The sequence below is a fragment of the Stenotrophomonas sp. yr243 genome, assembly GCF_900184195.1.
In the GTDB taxonomy this organism is placed as follows: domain Bacteria; phylum Pseudomonadota; class Gammaproteobacteria; order Xanthomonadales; family Xanthomonadaceae; genus Stenotrophomonas; species Stenotrophomonas lactitubi.
Window position 1 is genome coordinate 1,327,158 of sequence record NZ_FXWT01000002.1, and the last position, 14,326, is coordinate 1,341,483.

Annotated in this window: 13 protein-coding genes and 1 rRNA gene; 7 read left to right on the forward strand and 7 right to left on the reverse strand. The window is 66.8% G+C overall.

What is annotated here, in order from left to right; translation table 11 throughout:
* Positions 1-64 precede the first annotated feature (64 nt).
* Positions 65-2,140 carry a glycine--tRNA ligase subunit beta gene (glyS, locus tag QOL57_RS12680; RefSeq protein ID WP_089237910.1) on the reverse strand — a complete coding sequence of 692 codons (2,076 nt, stop codon included), beginning with the start codon at positions 2,138-2,140 and terminating at the stop codon, positions 65-67.
* 88 nt (positions 2,141-2,228) lie between these two features.
* Positions 2,229-3,140 carry a glycine--tRNA ligase subunit alpha gene (gene glyQ / locus QOL57_RS12685; RefSeq protein WP_089237912.1) on the reverse strand — a complete coding sequence of 304 codons (912 nt, stop codon included), beginning with the start codon at positions 3,138-3,140 and terminating at the stop codon, positions 2,229-2,231.
* An 83-nt stretch (positions 3,141-3,223) separates the two neighbouring features.
* Between glyQ and QOL57_RS12690 the strand changes: the two genes are divergently transcribed.
* Genes QOL57_RS12690 through QOL57_RS12700 form a run of 3 tightly spaced genes read left to right on the forward strand, consistent with a single transcriptional unit; the run spans position 3,224 to position 6,740 of the window.
* Entirely contained in the window at positions 3,224-5,059 is a 1,836-nt protein-coding gene (locus QOL57_RS12690; RefSeq protein ID WP_089237914.1) for a GspE/PulE family protein, read from the forward strand.
* Entirely contained in the window at positions 5,031-5,777 is a 747-nt protein-coding gene (locus QOL57_RS12695; protein WP_089237916.1) for a glutamine amidotransferase, read from the forward strand. The genes QOL57_RS12690 and QOL57_RS12695 overlap by 29 nt, the downstream gene beginning before the upstream one ends.
* Positions 5,778-5,828: 51 nt before the next feature.
* The gene (locus QOL57_RS12700; protein ID WP_089237918.1) at positions 5,829-6,740 is read left to right on the forward strand and encodes a BPSS1780 family membrane protein; all 912 of its coding nucleotides are present in this window, start codon (positions 5,829-5,831) and stop codon (positions 6,738-6,740) included.
* A 90-nt stretch (positions 6,741-6,830) separates the two neighbouring features.
* Here QOL57_RS12700 and tatC read toward each other — a convergent pair whose 3' ends face one another.
* The 4 genes from tatC to QOL57_RS12720 all read right to left on the reverse strand — a co-directional run bounded on the left by tatC (position 6,831) and on the right by QOL57_RS12720 (position 9,258).
* Complete coding sequence (tatC, locus tag QOL57_RS12705; RefSeq protein ID WP_089237920.1) at positions 6,831-7,580, reverse strand: twin-arginine translocase subunit TatC; 750 nt, start codon at positions 7,578-7,580, stop codon at positions 6,831-6,833.
* The gene (gene tatB, locus QOL57_RS12710) at positions 7,577-8,050 is read right to left on the reverse strand and encodes a Sec-independent protein translocase protein TatB (protein ID WP_089237922.1); all 474 of its coding nucleotides are present in this window, start codon (positions 8,048-8,050) and stop codon (positions 7,577-7,579) included. Before tatB ends, tatC begins: the two co-directional genes overlap by 4 nt.
* 15 nt (positions 8,051-8,065) lie before the next feature.
* On the reverse strand, positions 8,066-8,293 hold the full coding sequence (tatA, locus tag QOL57_RS12715) for a Sec-independent protein translocase subunit TatA (RefSeq protein ID WP_089237924.1): 228 nt from the start codon (positions 8,291-8,293) through the stop codon (positions 8,066-8,068).
* Positions 8,294-8,367: 74 nt separating this feature from the next.
* Positions 8,368-9,258 carry a YSC84-related protein gene (locus QOL57_RS12720; protein WP_089237926.1) on the reverse strand — a complete coding sequence of 297 codons (891 nt, stop codon included), beginning with the start codon at positions 9,256-9,258 and terminating at the stop codon, positions 8,368-8,370.
* 166 nt (positions 9,259-9,424) lie between these two features.
* Between QOL57_RS12720 and hemH the strand changes: the two genes are divergently transcribed.
* The 4 genes from hemH to QOL57_RS12740 all read left to right on the forward strand — a co-directional run bounded on the left by hemH (position 9,425) and on the right by QOL57_RS12740 (position 13,628).
* A complete protein-coding gene (hemH, locus tag QOL57_RS12725; RefSeq protein ID WP_089237928.1) occupies positions 9,425-10,387 on the forward strand; it encodes a ferrochelatase in 963 nt (320 codons plus the stop codon).
* A complete protein-coding gene (locus QOL57_RS12730) occupies positions 10,384-11,241 on the forward strand; it encodes an alpha/beta hydrolase (protein ID WP_089237930.1) in 858 nt (285 codons plus the stop codon). Before hemH ends, QOL57_RS12730 begins: the two co-directional genes overlap by 4 nt.
* Before the next feature lie 126 nt (positions 11,242-11,367).
* Positions 11,368-11,517, forward strand: coding sequence for a hypothetical protein (locus tag QOL57_RS12735; RefSeq protein WP_157803059.1), 150 nt, complete (start codon positions 11,368-11,370; stop codon positions 11,515-11,517).
* A gap of 14 nt (positions 11,518-11,531) precedes the next feature.
* Positions 11,532-13,628, forward strand: coding sequence for a methyl-accepting chemotaxis protein (locus QOL57_RS12740; protein ID WP_089237932.1), 2,097 nt, complete (start codon positions 11,532-11,534; stop codon positions 13,626-13,628).
* A 387-nt stretch (positions 13,629-14,015) separates the two neighbouring features.
* On the opposite strand, the gene rrf is transcribed toward QOL57_RS12740, so the two are convergent.
* Positions 14,016-14,130: ribosomal RNA gene (gene rrf, locus QOL57_RS12745) — 5S ribosomal RNA — on the reverse strand.
* Positions 14,131-14,326: the final 196 nt, after the last annotated feature.

The window sequence follows — 14,326 nt, forward strand, 5'->3', positions numbered from 1 at the left end:
TAAATCCACACCATGCGTGACGGTTGCCCAGTAGATCCACGCCATGCGTGGATCGGGGTCCCGATCAGCTCGACAGATGCTCGATCGCCGCGACCTTGCCCAGGCGTTCACCCAGCATCGTCAGCAGCGCCAGGCGGTTGCCACGCAATGCCGGATCCTCGGCATTGACCATCACCCCGTCGAAGAACGCATCGACCTGCGGACGCAGACGGGCCAGGCGCGCCAGCACGGCCACGTAGTCCTTCTGGTGCAGGCTGGCGCCGGTGTCGTCGATGGCTGCAGTCACGGCTTCCGCCAGCGCGCGCTCGGCATCTTCCTGCAGCAGGGCCGCATCGATCTGGCCCGGAATATCGCCTTCGGCCTTGCGCAGGATGTTGCGGATGCGCTTGTTGGCCGCTGCCAGCGCCTCGGCTTCCGGCAGCGCTGCGAAGATCCCGATCGCGTCCAGACGACGGTCAAAGTCGTACAGCGAGACCGGCTTCAGCTCGGCCACCGCGTTGAAATGGCTGGCCGGCACGCCCTTGTCGCTGTAATAGCCCTTCAGGCGGTCGAGGATGAAGTCGTACAGCTCAGCCACGTCGGCCTGCACGTTGCGCGTGGCCAGCCCGGCATTGGCGCTGGTCAGCAGCGCGCGCAGGTCCAGCTCGAAGCCGCTTTCGATGATCGTGCGGGCCAGGCCCAGCGCGTTGCGGCGCAGGGCGAACGGGTCCTTGTTGCCGGTCGGCTTCAGGCCCGCGGCGAAGCCGCCGGCCAGGGTGTCCACACGCTCGGCGATCGCCAGCACCTTGCCCAGCGGCGACAGCGCAATGTCATCACCACCGAAGCGCGGCTGGTAGGCTTCGTCGATGGCCAGTGCCACCTCCGGCGACTCGCCACCGGCCACCGCGTAGTGGCGGCCGGCGATGCCCTGCAGTTCCGGGAACTCGTTGACCATGCGCGACTGCAGGTCGTTCTTGGCCAGCTGCGCGGCACGCTTGGCCAGCACCGGGTCGGCGCCGACCTGCGTTGCGATCACCTCGGCCAGCGCCGCCACGCGCGCGACCTTGTCGGCCACGCTGCCCAGCTTGGCCTGGTAGGTCACCGTCTTCAGACCCTCGCCCATCGCCTCCAGGCCCTGCTTCAGGTCTTCGTCGAAGAAGAACTTGGCATCGGCGAAGCGCGGGCGGATCACGCGCTCGTAGCCCTTGGCCACTTCGGCCACGTCCTTGGACTCGATGTTGGCGATGCCGATGAACTTCTCGGTCAGCCTGCCGCCGTCATCCAGCACCGGGAAGAACTTCTGGTTGATCTCCATCGTCTCGATCAGCGCTTCCTGCGGTACCGCCAGGAACGCGCGCTCGAAGCTGCACAACACTGCCGACGGCCACTCGACCAGGTTCACCACCTGCTCCAGGTTGTCCTCGGTGATGCGTGCGCTGCCACCGGCGGTGGCGGCAGCGGCTTCCACTTCGGCAACGATGCGCTGGCGGCGCTCGGCCGGATCAACCAGCACGAAGGCGGCGCGCAGCGATTCGACATAGTCCTGCGGCTGGGTCAGCCACACGGTCTTGTCGTGCAGGAAGCGGTGGCCGCGGCTCATGCGGTCGGCCTTCAGGCCGAACAGTTCGGCCTCGACCACGTCGCCGCCGTGCAGCAGCACCAGCCAGTGCACCGGGCGCGCGAAGCCCCAGCTGTGGTCGCCCCAGCGCATCGGCTTGGGGATGGGCATGCCGGCGATGGCCTCGCGCAGGATCTCCGGCAGCAGCGCGGCGGTGCGCGCGCCCGGAGTCACCGCACGGTGCACGAAGCGCTCACCCTTGTTGTCGCTGATCTTCTCCAGCGCGGTCCAGTCGATCCCGGCCTTGGCCGCGAAACCCTGCAGCGCCTTGGTCGGCTGGCCTTCGGCGTCCAGCGCGATGTTCAGGTACGGGCCCAGCACTTCGCTGTGCTGTTCCGGCTGTTCCAGGCCAACGCCCGGCAGCAGCACGGCCAGGCGGCGCGGGGTCGACAGCGGGCGTGCAGCGCCCAGTTCCAGTTCGACGCCGCGCTTGCGCAGGCCATCGACAACACCGTCGAAGAAGGCCTGGGCCAGGCCTGGCAGCGCCTTGACCGGCAACTCTTCGGTGCCCAGTTCAATCAGCAGGGGAGACAATTGGCTCATCGGTTCGATCCTGTGGTGGGGGCGCAGCGCGCGACGCGGCCGGCGCCCTTGGGGTAATAGGTGAAACGCGTGATGGGAGAACGGGCCGTCAGGCCTTCTTCGCGCCCGGGAAGCCCAGCTTCTCGCGCTGCTCGTAGTAGGCCTTGGCCACCGCCTGCGCCAGCGCGCGCACGCGCAGGATGTAGCGCTGGCGTTCGGTCACGCTGATCGCACGGCGCGCATCCAGCAGGTTGAAGGTGTGGCTGGCCTTCATCACCTGCTCGTAGGCCGGCAGCGGCAGGTTCACTTCCACCAGCTTCTGCGCTTCACGCTCGCAGGCGTCGAAGCGGTGGAACATTTCTTCCACATCGGCGTATTCGAAGTTGTAGGTGCTCTGCTCCACCTCGTTCTGGTGGTAGACGTCGCCGTAGGTCACTGGCTGCCCGTCCGGGCCGTAGGTCCACACCAGGTCGTAGACGTTGTCGCAGTTCTGCAGGTACATGCACAGGCGTTCGAGACCGTAGGTGATCTCGCCCAGCACCGGCCGGCATTCCAGGCCACCGGCCTGCTGGAAGTAGGTGAACTGGGTCACCTCCATGCCGTTGAGCCAGACTTCCCAGCCCAGACCCCAGGCGCCCAGCGTCGGCGATTCCCAGTTGTCCTCGACAAAGCGCAGGTCGTGCACCAGCGGATCGATGCCCACCGCCTTCAGCGAATCCAGGTACAGCTGCTGGATGTTGTCCGGCGCCGGCTTCATCGCCACCTGGTACTGGTAGTAGCGCTGCAGGCGGTTCGGGTTATCGCCGTAACGGCCATCGGTCGGGCGCCGCGAGGGCTGCACGTAGGCCGCGTTCCAGGTTTCCGGACCGATCGCACGCAGGAAGGTAGCCGGGTGGAACGTACCGGCGCCCACCTCCAGGTCGAGCGGCTGGATGAGCACGCAGCCCTGCTGGGCCCAGAACTGGTTCAGGGTCTGGATCAGGCCCTGGAAGGTGATCGGAACGGTCGGGGTCGCGGACATGCGGACGAGTCTTGGCCGGCAAAGGGGTGCGCTAGTATAACGGCCGACCTGCGGGGCATTCCGTACCCGGAAGGAGCAGGTGGATGGAACATCGGCTGCCCACGGGCACGCCCGGCGAGCCTGGTGCGGTGCCGTTGCCGCCCGGTCGCCTGCAGTTCGAACAGGTTGCGGCGGCCCTGCTGGCCGATGGCGTGGTGGCTGCGCACGAGCGCGAGCGCATCCGTTTTTCCGCGCAGGGCGCCCGCAATGCCAGTGAAGTACATCCGCTGGTGCTGCTGTCCAACCTCAAACTGGCCGCCAGCGACGGCGGCGACCTCAACCTGGAACGCCTCACCGAGTGGCTGGCCCAGCGCACCGGCAGCCGCTACCTGCGCATCGATCCAACCCGGGTCGACGTCGCTTCGGTCACCGCGGTGGCCTCGCACGCCTATGCACGCCGGCATCGCTTCCTGCCGCTGGCGGTGGATACCGAACGCGTACTGGTGGCCACCAGCGAGCCGCTGGCACAGGAATGGCTGCGCGACCTGCAGCACCTGACCCGCCTGCGCATCGAGCTGGCGGTGGTCAATCCGCTCGACCTGCACCGTTACACCATGGAGTTCTTCGGCGTCACCCGCTCGGTGCGCGGTGCCCGTGGCGACGTGCGTGGCGAGGCCAACACCACCCTGCCCAGCTTCGAGCAGCTGGTCGAACTGGGCCGTACCGGCGACGTCAATGCCGACGACCAGCACATCGTGCACATCGTCGACTGGCTGCTGCAGTACGCCTACGAACAGCGCGCGTCGGACATCCACCTGGAGCCACGCCGCGAGATGGGCCGCATGCGCTTCCGCATCGACGGCGTGCTGCACAAGGTGTTCGAGGTTCCGCCTGCGGTGATGACCGCCGTGGTCAGCCGCATCAAGGTGCTGGGACGCATGGACCTGGCCGAGCGCCGGCGCCCACAGGATGGCCGCATCAAGACCCGCTCGCCCGGCGGCCGGGAAGTGGAAATGCGCCTGTCGACCATGCCGACCGCCTTCGGCGAAAAGTGCGTGATGCGCATCTTCGACCCGGAAGCCGCCTTCAAAAGCATCGACCAGCTCGGCTTCAGCCCGCAGGAAGCAGCCGGCTGGACCGCCCTGGTCGAGCGCCCGCACGGCATCGTGCTGGTCACCGGCCCGACCGGTTCAGGCAAGACCACCACCCTGTATTCCACCCTGAAGCGGCTAGCCACGCCGGACGTCAACGTGTGCACGGTGGAAGACCCGATCGAGATGATCGCGCCGGAGTTCAACCAGATGCAGGTGCAGACCAACATCGACCTGGATTTCGCCAGCGGTGTGCGCACCCTGCTGCGGCAGGACCCGGACATCATCATGATCGGCGAGATCCGCGACCTGGAAACCGCGCAGATGGCGGTGCAGGCCTCGCTCACCGGCCACCTGGTGCTGTCGACCCTGCACACCAACGATGCGCCCTCGGCCATCACCCGCCTGCTCGACCTGGGCGTGCCGCATTACCTGCTGTCATCCACCGTCAACGGCATCCTCGCCCAGCGCCTGGTGCGCACCCTGTGCCCGCACTGCAAGCAGCCGCACACCCTCGGCAGGGCCGATTGGGCGGTGCTGGCTGATAGCGAAGCTGCATATCCAGATGCCGCCACGCCCTGTCGCCCGGTCGGTTGCCTGGAGTGCCGGCGCACCGGATTCCTCGGCCGCATCGGCCTGTATGAGTTGCTGCCATTGGGCTCGCGCCTGCGCGGGTTGATCCGTGCGGACATGGATCTGGCCGGTTTCAACCGTGCCGCGCGTGCTGAAGGAGTGCGAACCCTGCGCCAGGCCGGGCTTGAAAAGGTGGCACAGGGGCTGACTACAATCGAGGAAGTCCTGTCAGTACTGCCTCCCCCGGATGAATCCATCGCCCTTCCTGATCCTTGAAACCGGCCGCCCCGTGCCGTCGCTGCGCCGTTACGGGCGCTTTCCGCACTGGATCCGGGTGGCCGCCGGCCTGGAGGAATACGAGACCGTCGTGGTCGACGTCGAGCATGGCGCCGACCTGCCCGATCCGCGCGACTTCGCCGGAGTGCTGGTGACCGGCTCGGCCGCCTTCGTCACCGACCATGCCGAATGGAGCGAACGCAGTGCCGCCTGGCTGCGGCAGACCGCGCACGACGACGTGCCGGTGTTCGGCATCTGCTACGGCCACCAGCTGCTGGCCCACGCGCTGGGCGGCGAAGTGGCCTACAACCCCGCCGGGCGTGAATCGGGAACCATTGAACTGGCACTGGACCCGCAGGCCGCGCAGGACCCCTTGTTCCATGGCCTGCCGAGCCACTTCGCGGCCCATGCCACCCATCTGCAGACCGTGCTGCGCGTACCCGAAGGCGCCGCCGTGCTGGCGCGCTCGCCGCTGGACGGCTGCCACGCCTTCCGCTGGGGCCGCCAGGCCTGGGGCGTGCAGTTCCATCCGGAATTTGCCACCCACCACATGCGTGGCTACGTGCGTGCACGCGCCGACTGCATCGGCCGACACGGTGGTTGTGCGCGCAGCATCGAGCGCGCGGTCAGCGCCGCCCCGCTGGCCCGCCAGCTGTTGCGGCGCTTTGTCCGCCAGGCCCGGCTGTCTTCAGCCCAGCCGGTGGCAAAACAGGGATAATCGGCGGCACGGGCACACCGCCCGGCCCCTCCTGTCCCTCCCCGGATGTCCATGAAAGAGATTCGCAAGCTGCCAGCCTCGGCGGGCGCCCAGTGGTTGCTGGATACGTTCTCGCTGTATCGGCGTGCGCCGCTGCAGCTGGCCCGGATCGGCCTGACCTGGCTGCTGGTGAACTGGGTGGTCACCCTGCTGGGGACGATGCTGCCCGGCACTGCCGGCCTTGCCCTGCAGATGATGACCCTGGTGATTTCACCGGTGATGTTCGGCGGCATGCTGTACGCCATGGGTGAGATCGACCAGGGCCGTCCCGGCCTGGCCACCCATCTGCTGCAGCCGATCCGCGACCGCCGTGTCAGCCACCTGCTGGTGCCGCTGGCGATCCAGGTGCTGGCCGTGCTGCTGCTCGGCGCGCTGCTGTACCTGATGATCGGCCGCGAGGGTTTCACCGCCTTCAGCGACACCATGACCAAGATGCAGGAACTCGGCCGCAGCGGGCAGCAGATCAGCCCGGAAACCGCCGCCGAACTGGTCGCCAACCTGCCGGCGCAGCGCATCGCGCTGTGGATGCTGCTGGTGTTCTGCACCGCCGTGGCCCTGACCCTGGCGATGTTCACCCAGCCGGCACTGGTGGTGTTCGACCGCCAGAGCGGCATGCACGCGCTGCGCCTGAGCCTGCAGGGCTGCATCGAGAACATCGGCGCCACCGCCGTGTTCACCGTGCTCGGCCTGATCGCCGCGTTCTGCGTCTATGTGCTGTTCGTGATCGTGGTCCAGCTGGGCATGCTGATCGGCGGCCCGCTGGCGGCGGCATTCATCGCGCAGCTGGTGTTCACCACGGTGCTGATGCCGCTGTATGTCGGCGCGGTCTATGCGGCCTGGAAGCAGATGTTCGTGCATCGCGGCAGCCGCGGTGCACCGCCGGTGCCGCAGTCGCCGCCTGCCAACGACGTCTTCCACGCTTGATGTCCGATCGCGCCGGGTCACGCCCGGCGCCGACGGTGGACCGATTCTTGTAGATCCACGCCATGCGTGGATGCCGCGCCCCGGGTTGCCTCAGGCAGCGGGCTTCTTGACCACCGAAGACGGCACCAGCCAGCGCGCGGCGTGGATGCCGAGCTCGTACAGCAGGCACATCGGGATCGCCAGCATCAGCTGCGACACCACATCCGGCGGAGTCAGGATCGCAGCGAGCACGAAGATGCCGACGATCGCGTAGCCGCGCCCTTCCTTGAACTGCTGCGGCGTGATCCAGCCCAGCAGCACCAGGATCACCATCGCCACCGGCAGTTCGAAACTGCCGCCGAAGGCGAAGAAGATCGCCAGCACGAAATCCAGGTAGGCGTTCGCATCCGGCGTGATCGCGATCACTTCCGGGCTGAAGGTGGTGAGGAAGTGGAAGACCGCCGGCAGCACCAGGAAATAGGCGAAGGCGCAGCCGGCATAGAACAGCAGCACCGACGAGACCAGCAACGGCATCGCCAGGCGCTTCTCGCGTGCATACAGGCCCGGCGCGACGAAGGCCCACAGCTGGTACAGCAGCCACGGCACGGCCACGAACAAGGCCACGAAGAACGTCAGCTTCAACGGCGCGAAGAAGGCGCCGGCCGGGTTGGTCGCGATCATCGTCTGCCCGTTGGGCAACTGCGAGATCAGCGGCTCGGCCAATGCGTTGTAGAGCTTCTGGGTGAACGGCAGCAGGCCCAGCAGAACCACGCCCAGCCCCAGCAGCGCACGCACCAGGCGCGCGCGCAGTTCAACCAGGTGTTCCACCAGCGAACTTTCGCCGAAGTCGTGTTCGCTCATGACGGGCGCTCCGTGCGGGCAGGCGTTTCGGCCGCGGCATCAGCAATGCCATCGACCGCAGGTTCGGCGGTGGTGGGTGCAATGGCAGCCCCCTCCGGCGAAAGCCCCACCGGCTCGGTCGCGTCCACCAGATGGGGGGGCTGTTCGGCAGGTGCCGGTGCACGCACCTGCTGCGCCAGCGTATCGCTGTGCTGTTGCATCTGCTCAGCCTCGCGGCGTACGGCTTCACCGCTGGCACGCAGCTGGTTCTCGGTGTCCTGCATGCCCTGGCGCACGTCCTGCATCTGCCGCTTGATGTCTTCGGCCTGCAGTTCGCGTTCCAGTTCCTGCTTGACCGAATCCCATTGATTACGCGCGCGGCGCACCCACAGCCCGGCGAAGCGGGCCGCCTTGGGCAGGCGCTCAGGTCCGAGCACCACCAAGGCGACAACCGCTATCACCAGCAGTTCGCTGAAGCCGATATCAAACACCGCAACCGCTCCGGATCAACGCGCGTTGCGGTCGTGCTCGTCCTGCGCGGTGCGCGCGGCGTCCTGGCTGCGCGACTCATCGCCCAACTGTGCGTTCGGCTTGTCTTCGTCGTGCATGCCCTTCTTGAATTCCTTGACCGCCGAGCCGAGATCCTTGGCACCACTGGTCAGGCGCTTGGTGCCGAACACCAGCAGGACGATGGCGAGCACGACCAACCAATGCCAGATGCTGAAACTGCCCATAAGTCGCTCGTTACGTTAGTGATCAGATTGCCGAGCATAGCGCACCGGCTGTAAGCCGGCGCGCGTGACGAAAGTCAGTTGTTGCCCAGCGTTTCAGTGCGGATTTCACCGTCGTTGACCGGCTGGAAACCCTGCTGGGCCGGCGGCGGGGTCTGCGGCACGGCCTGCAGCGGCGCCGTGGTCGCTTCAACCGGTGCCGGAGGTGCTGCCTGAACAGGCACCGGGGCAGGCGCTGCAGCGGCGGCCGGACGCGGTGCGGCATTGCCACCGTTACGGTTGTTGCGCGCCGCGTAGGTGGCCTCTTCCAGGCGATCACGGAAGGCGACCACATCCATCGACGGCGAACCTGCCGCGCGGCCCTCGAAAATCATCCGCGGCGTGGTGTTGCTGCCGTAGGCGTCGAGATTGGCCGCATCGTCGATCTGCAGGATCGCACCATCGAGGGCGACGCCTGCGAACAGGCCACGGGCGCGCGACCACGACCAGATCTCGGCCTTCAACTGGCCATCGGTGGCGGCGGCGGCATTGCGGCCCACCGGACCGGCGGCTACACCGGCATCGGCGCCGAGGGTGAACTTGCCGTTGACGAGATTGTCCAGGCTGCGGTCGTTGCGGAACACCAGCACCACGTCGGAGGACTGCACACCGGCCTGGAAGCCGATGCTGCCGCCGGTGAGCTTGATGAATACCGGGTTGGACCACGCACCATTGGGCATGCGCACCGACATCAGGCCGTGGCCACGACGGCCGCCGATCACCAGACCGGCCTTGATCGTGTCGGGAATGACGATGACCGCGCGGCCTTCGTCGAGCAATTTGTCCGGAATACCCTGTTCAGGGATTCCCTGGATTTCAGCCAGTACACGCACCGCGTTGCGGGCGCGCTGGTCTTCCTGCGGTCCGGCCATGGCCTGGCTGGACAGCAGGCTGGCGGCGATCAGCAGGGCTTGGATCGGGCGACGCATGGCAGGCTCCAGAAGTCAGTCCATAGGAAGATATAGCAAGTGACTGAAATTAGTAGTGATGTGATGAATCCCCAATGAGCGTTGCCTGCTCATATTGGGCTCATCAATGACACCGATGCGAACCCTGCATGCCGACGTGACGATGGAATCGGCGACAATACCGCCCATGCTCGACGCACCCGATACCGCCGTACTGGCGGTCAACCTAGGCACGCCCGAGACGCCGACGGCTCCCGCCGTTCGTCGTTACCTGGCCGAATTCCTGTCCGACCCGCGCGTGGTCGCGATACCGGCACTGCTGTGGCAGCCCCTGCTGCGCGGCCTGATCCTGCCGCTGCGCAGTGGCCGTTCGGCCGCCAAGTACGCCCAGGTGTGGCTACCGGAAGGCTCGCCGCTGATGGTCCACACCCGCCAGTTGGCGCAGGCGATGCAGGCATTGCTGCCGACGCTGCGCGTACGCCACGCGATGCGCTACGGCGAACCGGCGCTGACCACCGAACTGGATCGGCTGGCCAGCGAGGGCGTGCGCCGCATCGTGGTCTTGCCGCTGTATCCGCAGTATTCGACCACCACCACCGCCTCGGTCGAAGACCGCGTGGATGCGTGGCAGCGCAGGAACCCGCAGGTCACCGTCAGCCTGGTGCAGGACTATTCGATCGATCCCGACTGGGTTGCCGCCGTCGCCGGCTCGATCCAGCGCTATTGGCAGCAGCAGGGTCGCGGCCAGAAGCTGATGTTCTCCTTCCATGGCATCCCACAACGCCTTGCCGATGCCGGCGATCCCTATCCGCAGCGCTGCGAGGCCAGTGCACGCGCGATCGCCGCAGCACTCGGCCTGGGCGCGGACGAGTGGCAGCTGGGTTACCAGTCGCGCTTCGGCCGCGAACGCTGGCTGCAGCCCTACGCCGAACCCAGCCTGTGGGAGCTGGCCGATGCGGGGGTGAAACAGATCGACGTGGTCTGCCCCGGGTTTGCCACCGACTGCCTGGAAACACTGGAAGAAGTCGCCATGGGCTTCACTGAAACACTGGCCGAGCGCGGCGCACAGATGCGCTACATCCCCTGCCTCAACGCCGAACCGGAACATGCCCGTGCATTGGCGCGGCTGGCCGTGGCCTCGCTGGCATGACCCTGCAGCCGTTTGAACTGCAGGTCGCAGGCGTCCGCGTGGCAGGCCTGCGCCGTGCGGGCGACGGACCGCGTGTGCTGGCCCTGCACGGCTGGCTCGACAATGCGGCCAGCTTCGTACCGCTGGCGCCGCATCTGCTGCAGCTGGACCTGGTGGCGATCGACCTGCCCGGACACGGCCACAGCGCACATTTGCCCACCGGTGCGGTGTACACCACGCCGGCAGCGATCACCCATGTACTCGATGTCGCCGACGCGCTGGGCTGGGACCGGTTCACCCTGATGGGCCATTCGATGGGTGCCGGCATCGCCAGCCTCACCGCGGCGGTCAGTGATCGCATCGAACGCCTGGTCGCCATCGAGGCGCTCGGCGGCCTGCGCGGACCGGAAGAAGACACCGCCAGCCGTCTGCGCGAACACATCGATGCCACCCGTGCACTCGCGCGCAAGCAGCTGCGCGTGTTCCCTGATCTGGCCGCACCGATCCGCGCGCGGATGATGACCAACCAGCTCAGCGAAGGCTGCGCACGCCTGCTGGTCGAACGCGGTGTCGAGCCGGTCGAAGGCGGCTATCGCTGGTGCAGCGATCCGCGCCTGATGCTGCCCACCGCGATCCGTCTCAGCGAAGGCCAGATCGACAACCTGCTGCAGGCCATCAGCTGCCCGACCCAGGTGATCTACGCCACGCCTGCGCAGTCGTACTATCCCGAGCCGATGCGCAGCGAGCGCCTGCAGCATCTGCGTGATGGTCGCCTGGCAGTATTCCCCGGCAACCATCATGTGCACATGGAGCACCCGGCACCGATTGCTGCGGTCATCAATGCGTTCCTGAGCGGAAACACCAACGCGCGCTGACCATCGTCGGCTGCGCGCACTTCACTCTGCGCCAGTGCGGCCGATAGAACGGTAGTGGGCCCTGCGCCCACAGCACGCAGGCCCTTTGTGCCTGCGGCTCGTTCCTGGTTCTGCAAGGAAGACCGCATGTCCCGTCTGCTGCACCGTCATCCACAGGATGTGGTCACGGTGTCTGTCCTCCGCGTCGCAGCCTGCGCCGCATTCCCCGAATTTCCCGACCCTGCCGTCGTTGCGCTCATCCGCGCAGGGCGTTGCATGGTCGCTGCCATCCGTTGATCCAGGAGTTGCCGATGTCCATTGCGTCCTCCCGCCCCCCCGACCAGGGCCGTCTCCCTTATCTGCAACAGCTGGCGCAGCGTGGCGATCGTCGCCTGCTGCTGGGCAACGCGGTGTTCGCGTTGATCGGCCTTGTGCTGGCCGTACGCGGCACTTCGGTGCCTGCTGCGAGCGCCGTTGCCGCCGCGGTGCTGCCAGCCGCTTGGCTGGGATTGCGCCAGGCCGGCCAGGCCATCGCCCGTAGCGGCCTGGCGGTACTGCTGTCACTGCAGCTGAGCCTGCTCTGCCATATCGCCGGATTGAATGCCGCATTGCCGATCGCGCTGCTGCTGGGCGTGCTGCTCACCCAACGTGACCGCCTGCCGTTGTGGCTGGCCGGCGCCATCGGCGTCATTGCAGTGCTGGCGCCGTTGCTTGATGGGGCGGCCGTGCTGCCACCGCTGTTGAATGCCACTGCCCTGGCGGTGCTGACGCTGGTGCTGGGCCAGACAGCCGCACGCCTGCGCCAACAGAGTGAAGCGCTGGGTCATGGACCGCACCGCCTGGCCGCACTGGCACGCGACATCGCCACGGGCGCCGACCTCGGCGCACACAGCGATGCACGCAGCTACGCACCCGGTTCACTGGCCCACGCACTGGCCGATACCGCGCGTCACGTGCAGGCGCAGCGTGGCCGCGAGGCCGAGGCGCACGCCGAGAACGCGCAGATCCGCCAGGCACTGGATGCCTCGCGCACGGCGATGATGATTGCCGACAACGATCACGTCATCCGCTACGTCAACCGTTCGGTGGTGGCACTGCTGCGCAACCAGCAGGCCATGCTGCGCCAGGCATTCCCCGATTTCGACGCAGAGCGGCTGGTCGGCAGCAGCATCCATCGTTTCCATGCCAACCCTGACCGCATCCGCGGCATCCTCAACGGGCTGCAGGCAACCCACAACGGCAAGGTGCGGATCGGGCCGGTGCACTTTGCGCAGGTGGTCACCCCGGTGTTCGATGCACAGGGCGCGCGCCTGGGCTTTGCGGTGGAATGGCATGACCGCACCCATGAGCTGACGCTGGAGAATGCCGTTGCCGGGATTGTCGATGCCGCCGCGCACGGTGATCTCGAACAGCGCCTGCAGGCCAGCGAAGGCGCCAGCTTCCTGGACGGCCTGACCGGGGGCATCAACCAGTTGCTGGACACCCTGGGCAGCACGGTCGACGAAGTGCGGCAGATGCTCTCGGCGATGGCCAACGGCGATCTCGACCGCCGCATGCAGGGCGAGTATCACGGCGCGTTCGCCGCCATCCAACGCGATGCCAACGCCACTGCCTGCCAGCTGGCGCGCATGGTCGGGCACATCCAGCACTGCGCCACCACCATCAGCACGGCCGCCAGCGAAATTGCCGCCGGCAACGGCGCACTGTCCGAGCGCAGCGAGCGACAGGCCGCACACCTGCAGGAAACGGCCGCTTCGATGGAAGAGCTGACCGCCACCGTGCGCCAGAATGCAGCGCATGCGCGGCAGGCCAGTGAGCTGGCCGCCTCCACCCAGGGCGCAGCAAGTGATGGCAACCACGCCATGCAGCGGGTGGTCGACACCATGCAGGCCATCGAAGGCGCATCGAAGCGGATCGGCGACATTACCGGCGTGATCGACGGCATTGCCTTCCAGACCAACATCCTCGCGCTCAACGCAGCGGTTGAAGCAGCACGCGCCGGCGAGCAGGGACGCGGGTTCGCGGTCGTCGCCAGCGAGGTCCGTGTGCTGGCGCAGCGATCGGCGGCGGCCGCCCAGGAGATCAAGGACCTCATCGACGAGGCAGGTCGTCAGGTTGGCGAGGGCGCCCAGTTGGTGGCCGATGCCGGACAGCGCATGCAGGGCATCGTCGGCGGCGTGGAGAACGTAAGCCACCTGATGCGCGAGATCTCGGCAGCATCGCAGGAGCAGTCCTCCGGTATCGAGCAGATCAACCAGACGGTGGTGCAGATGGACCAGGCTACGCAGCAGAACGCGGCCCTGGTGGAAGAAGCGACTGCAGCGGCACGGGAACTGCAGTCGCAGGCAGGCGCACTGAACCAGGCGGTATCGGTGTTCCGGCAGCGCGAGGCCGCGTTGATCGACTGAGTCGACCCTGCGCCATGCTCCACCATGGAAGGCGGCGCCCGCAGGGCGCCGCCTTTCTATTGGGCGTGGCTTTCGGCGGGGTTCGTTGGCTCAACGGGTATGAAGGCCATCCGTTCAAGGATGCACGCGACACGATGATGAGGGTCGGGGCACCTGCCACTGCGGCGAAGCATGTCCGCCAGCTGCTGTGCTCCAAAGAATGCGGCACCGCCTGGGCACCGCATCTACGCGTGCGTATTGAGTCCCGGTAGTGCCGGCCGCTGGCCGGCAACCTCATGAACATCACGCGGCTGCACGTGCTTGCCGGCCAGCGGCCGGCACTACCCTTGGTTTCTCGCGCACAAAGAAAAACCCCGCTGCATGCGCAGCGGGGTTTTCGGGTATAAACCCTGGCGATGACCTACTCTCGCATGGCTTAGGCCACACTACCATCGGCGCAGCTACGTTTCACTTCCGAGTTCGGGATGGGATCGGGTGGTTCCATAGCGCTAATTTCACCAGGGAGGCGGTTGGAGTGTCGCTTGGACGTCATGTCTTTGCAGGGCGCGGGCATGGTGATGCCTGCGTTGCAAAGAGACGCGCCTGAGCGCCTGCCTCTCGTTTGGTCTTGTGACGTAGCGTGCACTTGGATCTATCGACATGTCATGTCGGCCAAGGCAACTTGAGGTTATATGGTCAAGCCTCTCGGATCATTAGTA

Coding starts and splice junctions, on each gene's coding strand:
- glyS (WP_089237910.1), bottom strand. CDS start 2,140: ATGAGCCAATTGTCTCCCCTGCTGATTGAACTGGGCACCGAAGAGTTG.
- glyQ (WP_089237912.1), bottom strand. CDS start 3,140: ATGTCCGCGACCCCGACCGTTCCGATCACCTTCCAGGGCCTGATCCAG.
- QOL57_RS12690 (WP_089237914.1), top strand. CDS start 3,224: ATGGAACATCGGCTGCCCACGGGCACGCCCGGCGAGCCTGGTGCGGTG.
- QOL57_RS12695 (WP_089237916.1), top strand. CDS start 5,031: ATGAATCCATCGCCCTTCCTGATCCTTGAAACCGGCCGCCCCGTGCCG.
- QOL57_RS12700 (WP_089237918.1), top strand. CDS start 5,829: ATGAAAGAGATTCGCAAGCTGCCAGCCTCGGCGGGCGCCCAGTGGTTG.
- tatC (WP_089237920.1), bottom strand. CDS start 7,580: ATGAGCGAACACGACTTCGGCGAAAGTTCGCTGGTGGAACACCTGGTT.
- tatA (WP_089237924.1), bottom strand. CDS start 8,293: ATGGGCAGTTTCAGCATCTGGCATTGGTTGGTCGTGCTCGCCATCGTC.
- QOL57_RS12720 (WP_089237926.1), bottom strand. CDS start 9,258: ATGCGTCGCCCGATCCAAGCCCTGCTGATCGCCGCCAGCCTGCTGTCC.
- hemH (WP_089237928.1), top strand. CDS start 9,425: ATGCTCGACGCACCCGATACCGCCGTACTGGCGGTCAACCTAGGCACG.
- QOL57_RS12730 (WP_089237930.1), top strand. CDS start 10,384: ATGACCCTGCAGCCGTTTGAACTGCAGGTCGCAGGCGTCCGCGTGGCA.
- QOL57_RS12735 (WP_157803059.1), top strand. CDS start 11,368: ATGTCCCGTCTGCTGCACCGTCATCCACAGGATGTGGTCACGGTGTCT.
- QOL57_RS12740 (WP_089237932.1), top strand. CDS start 11,532: ATGTCCATTGCGTCCTCCCGCCCCCCCGACCAGGGCCGTCTCCCTTAT.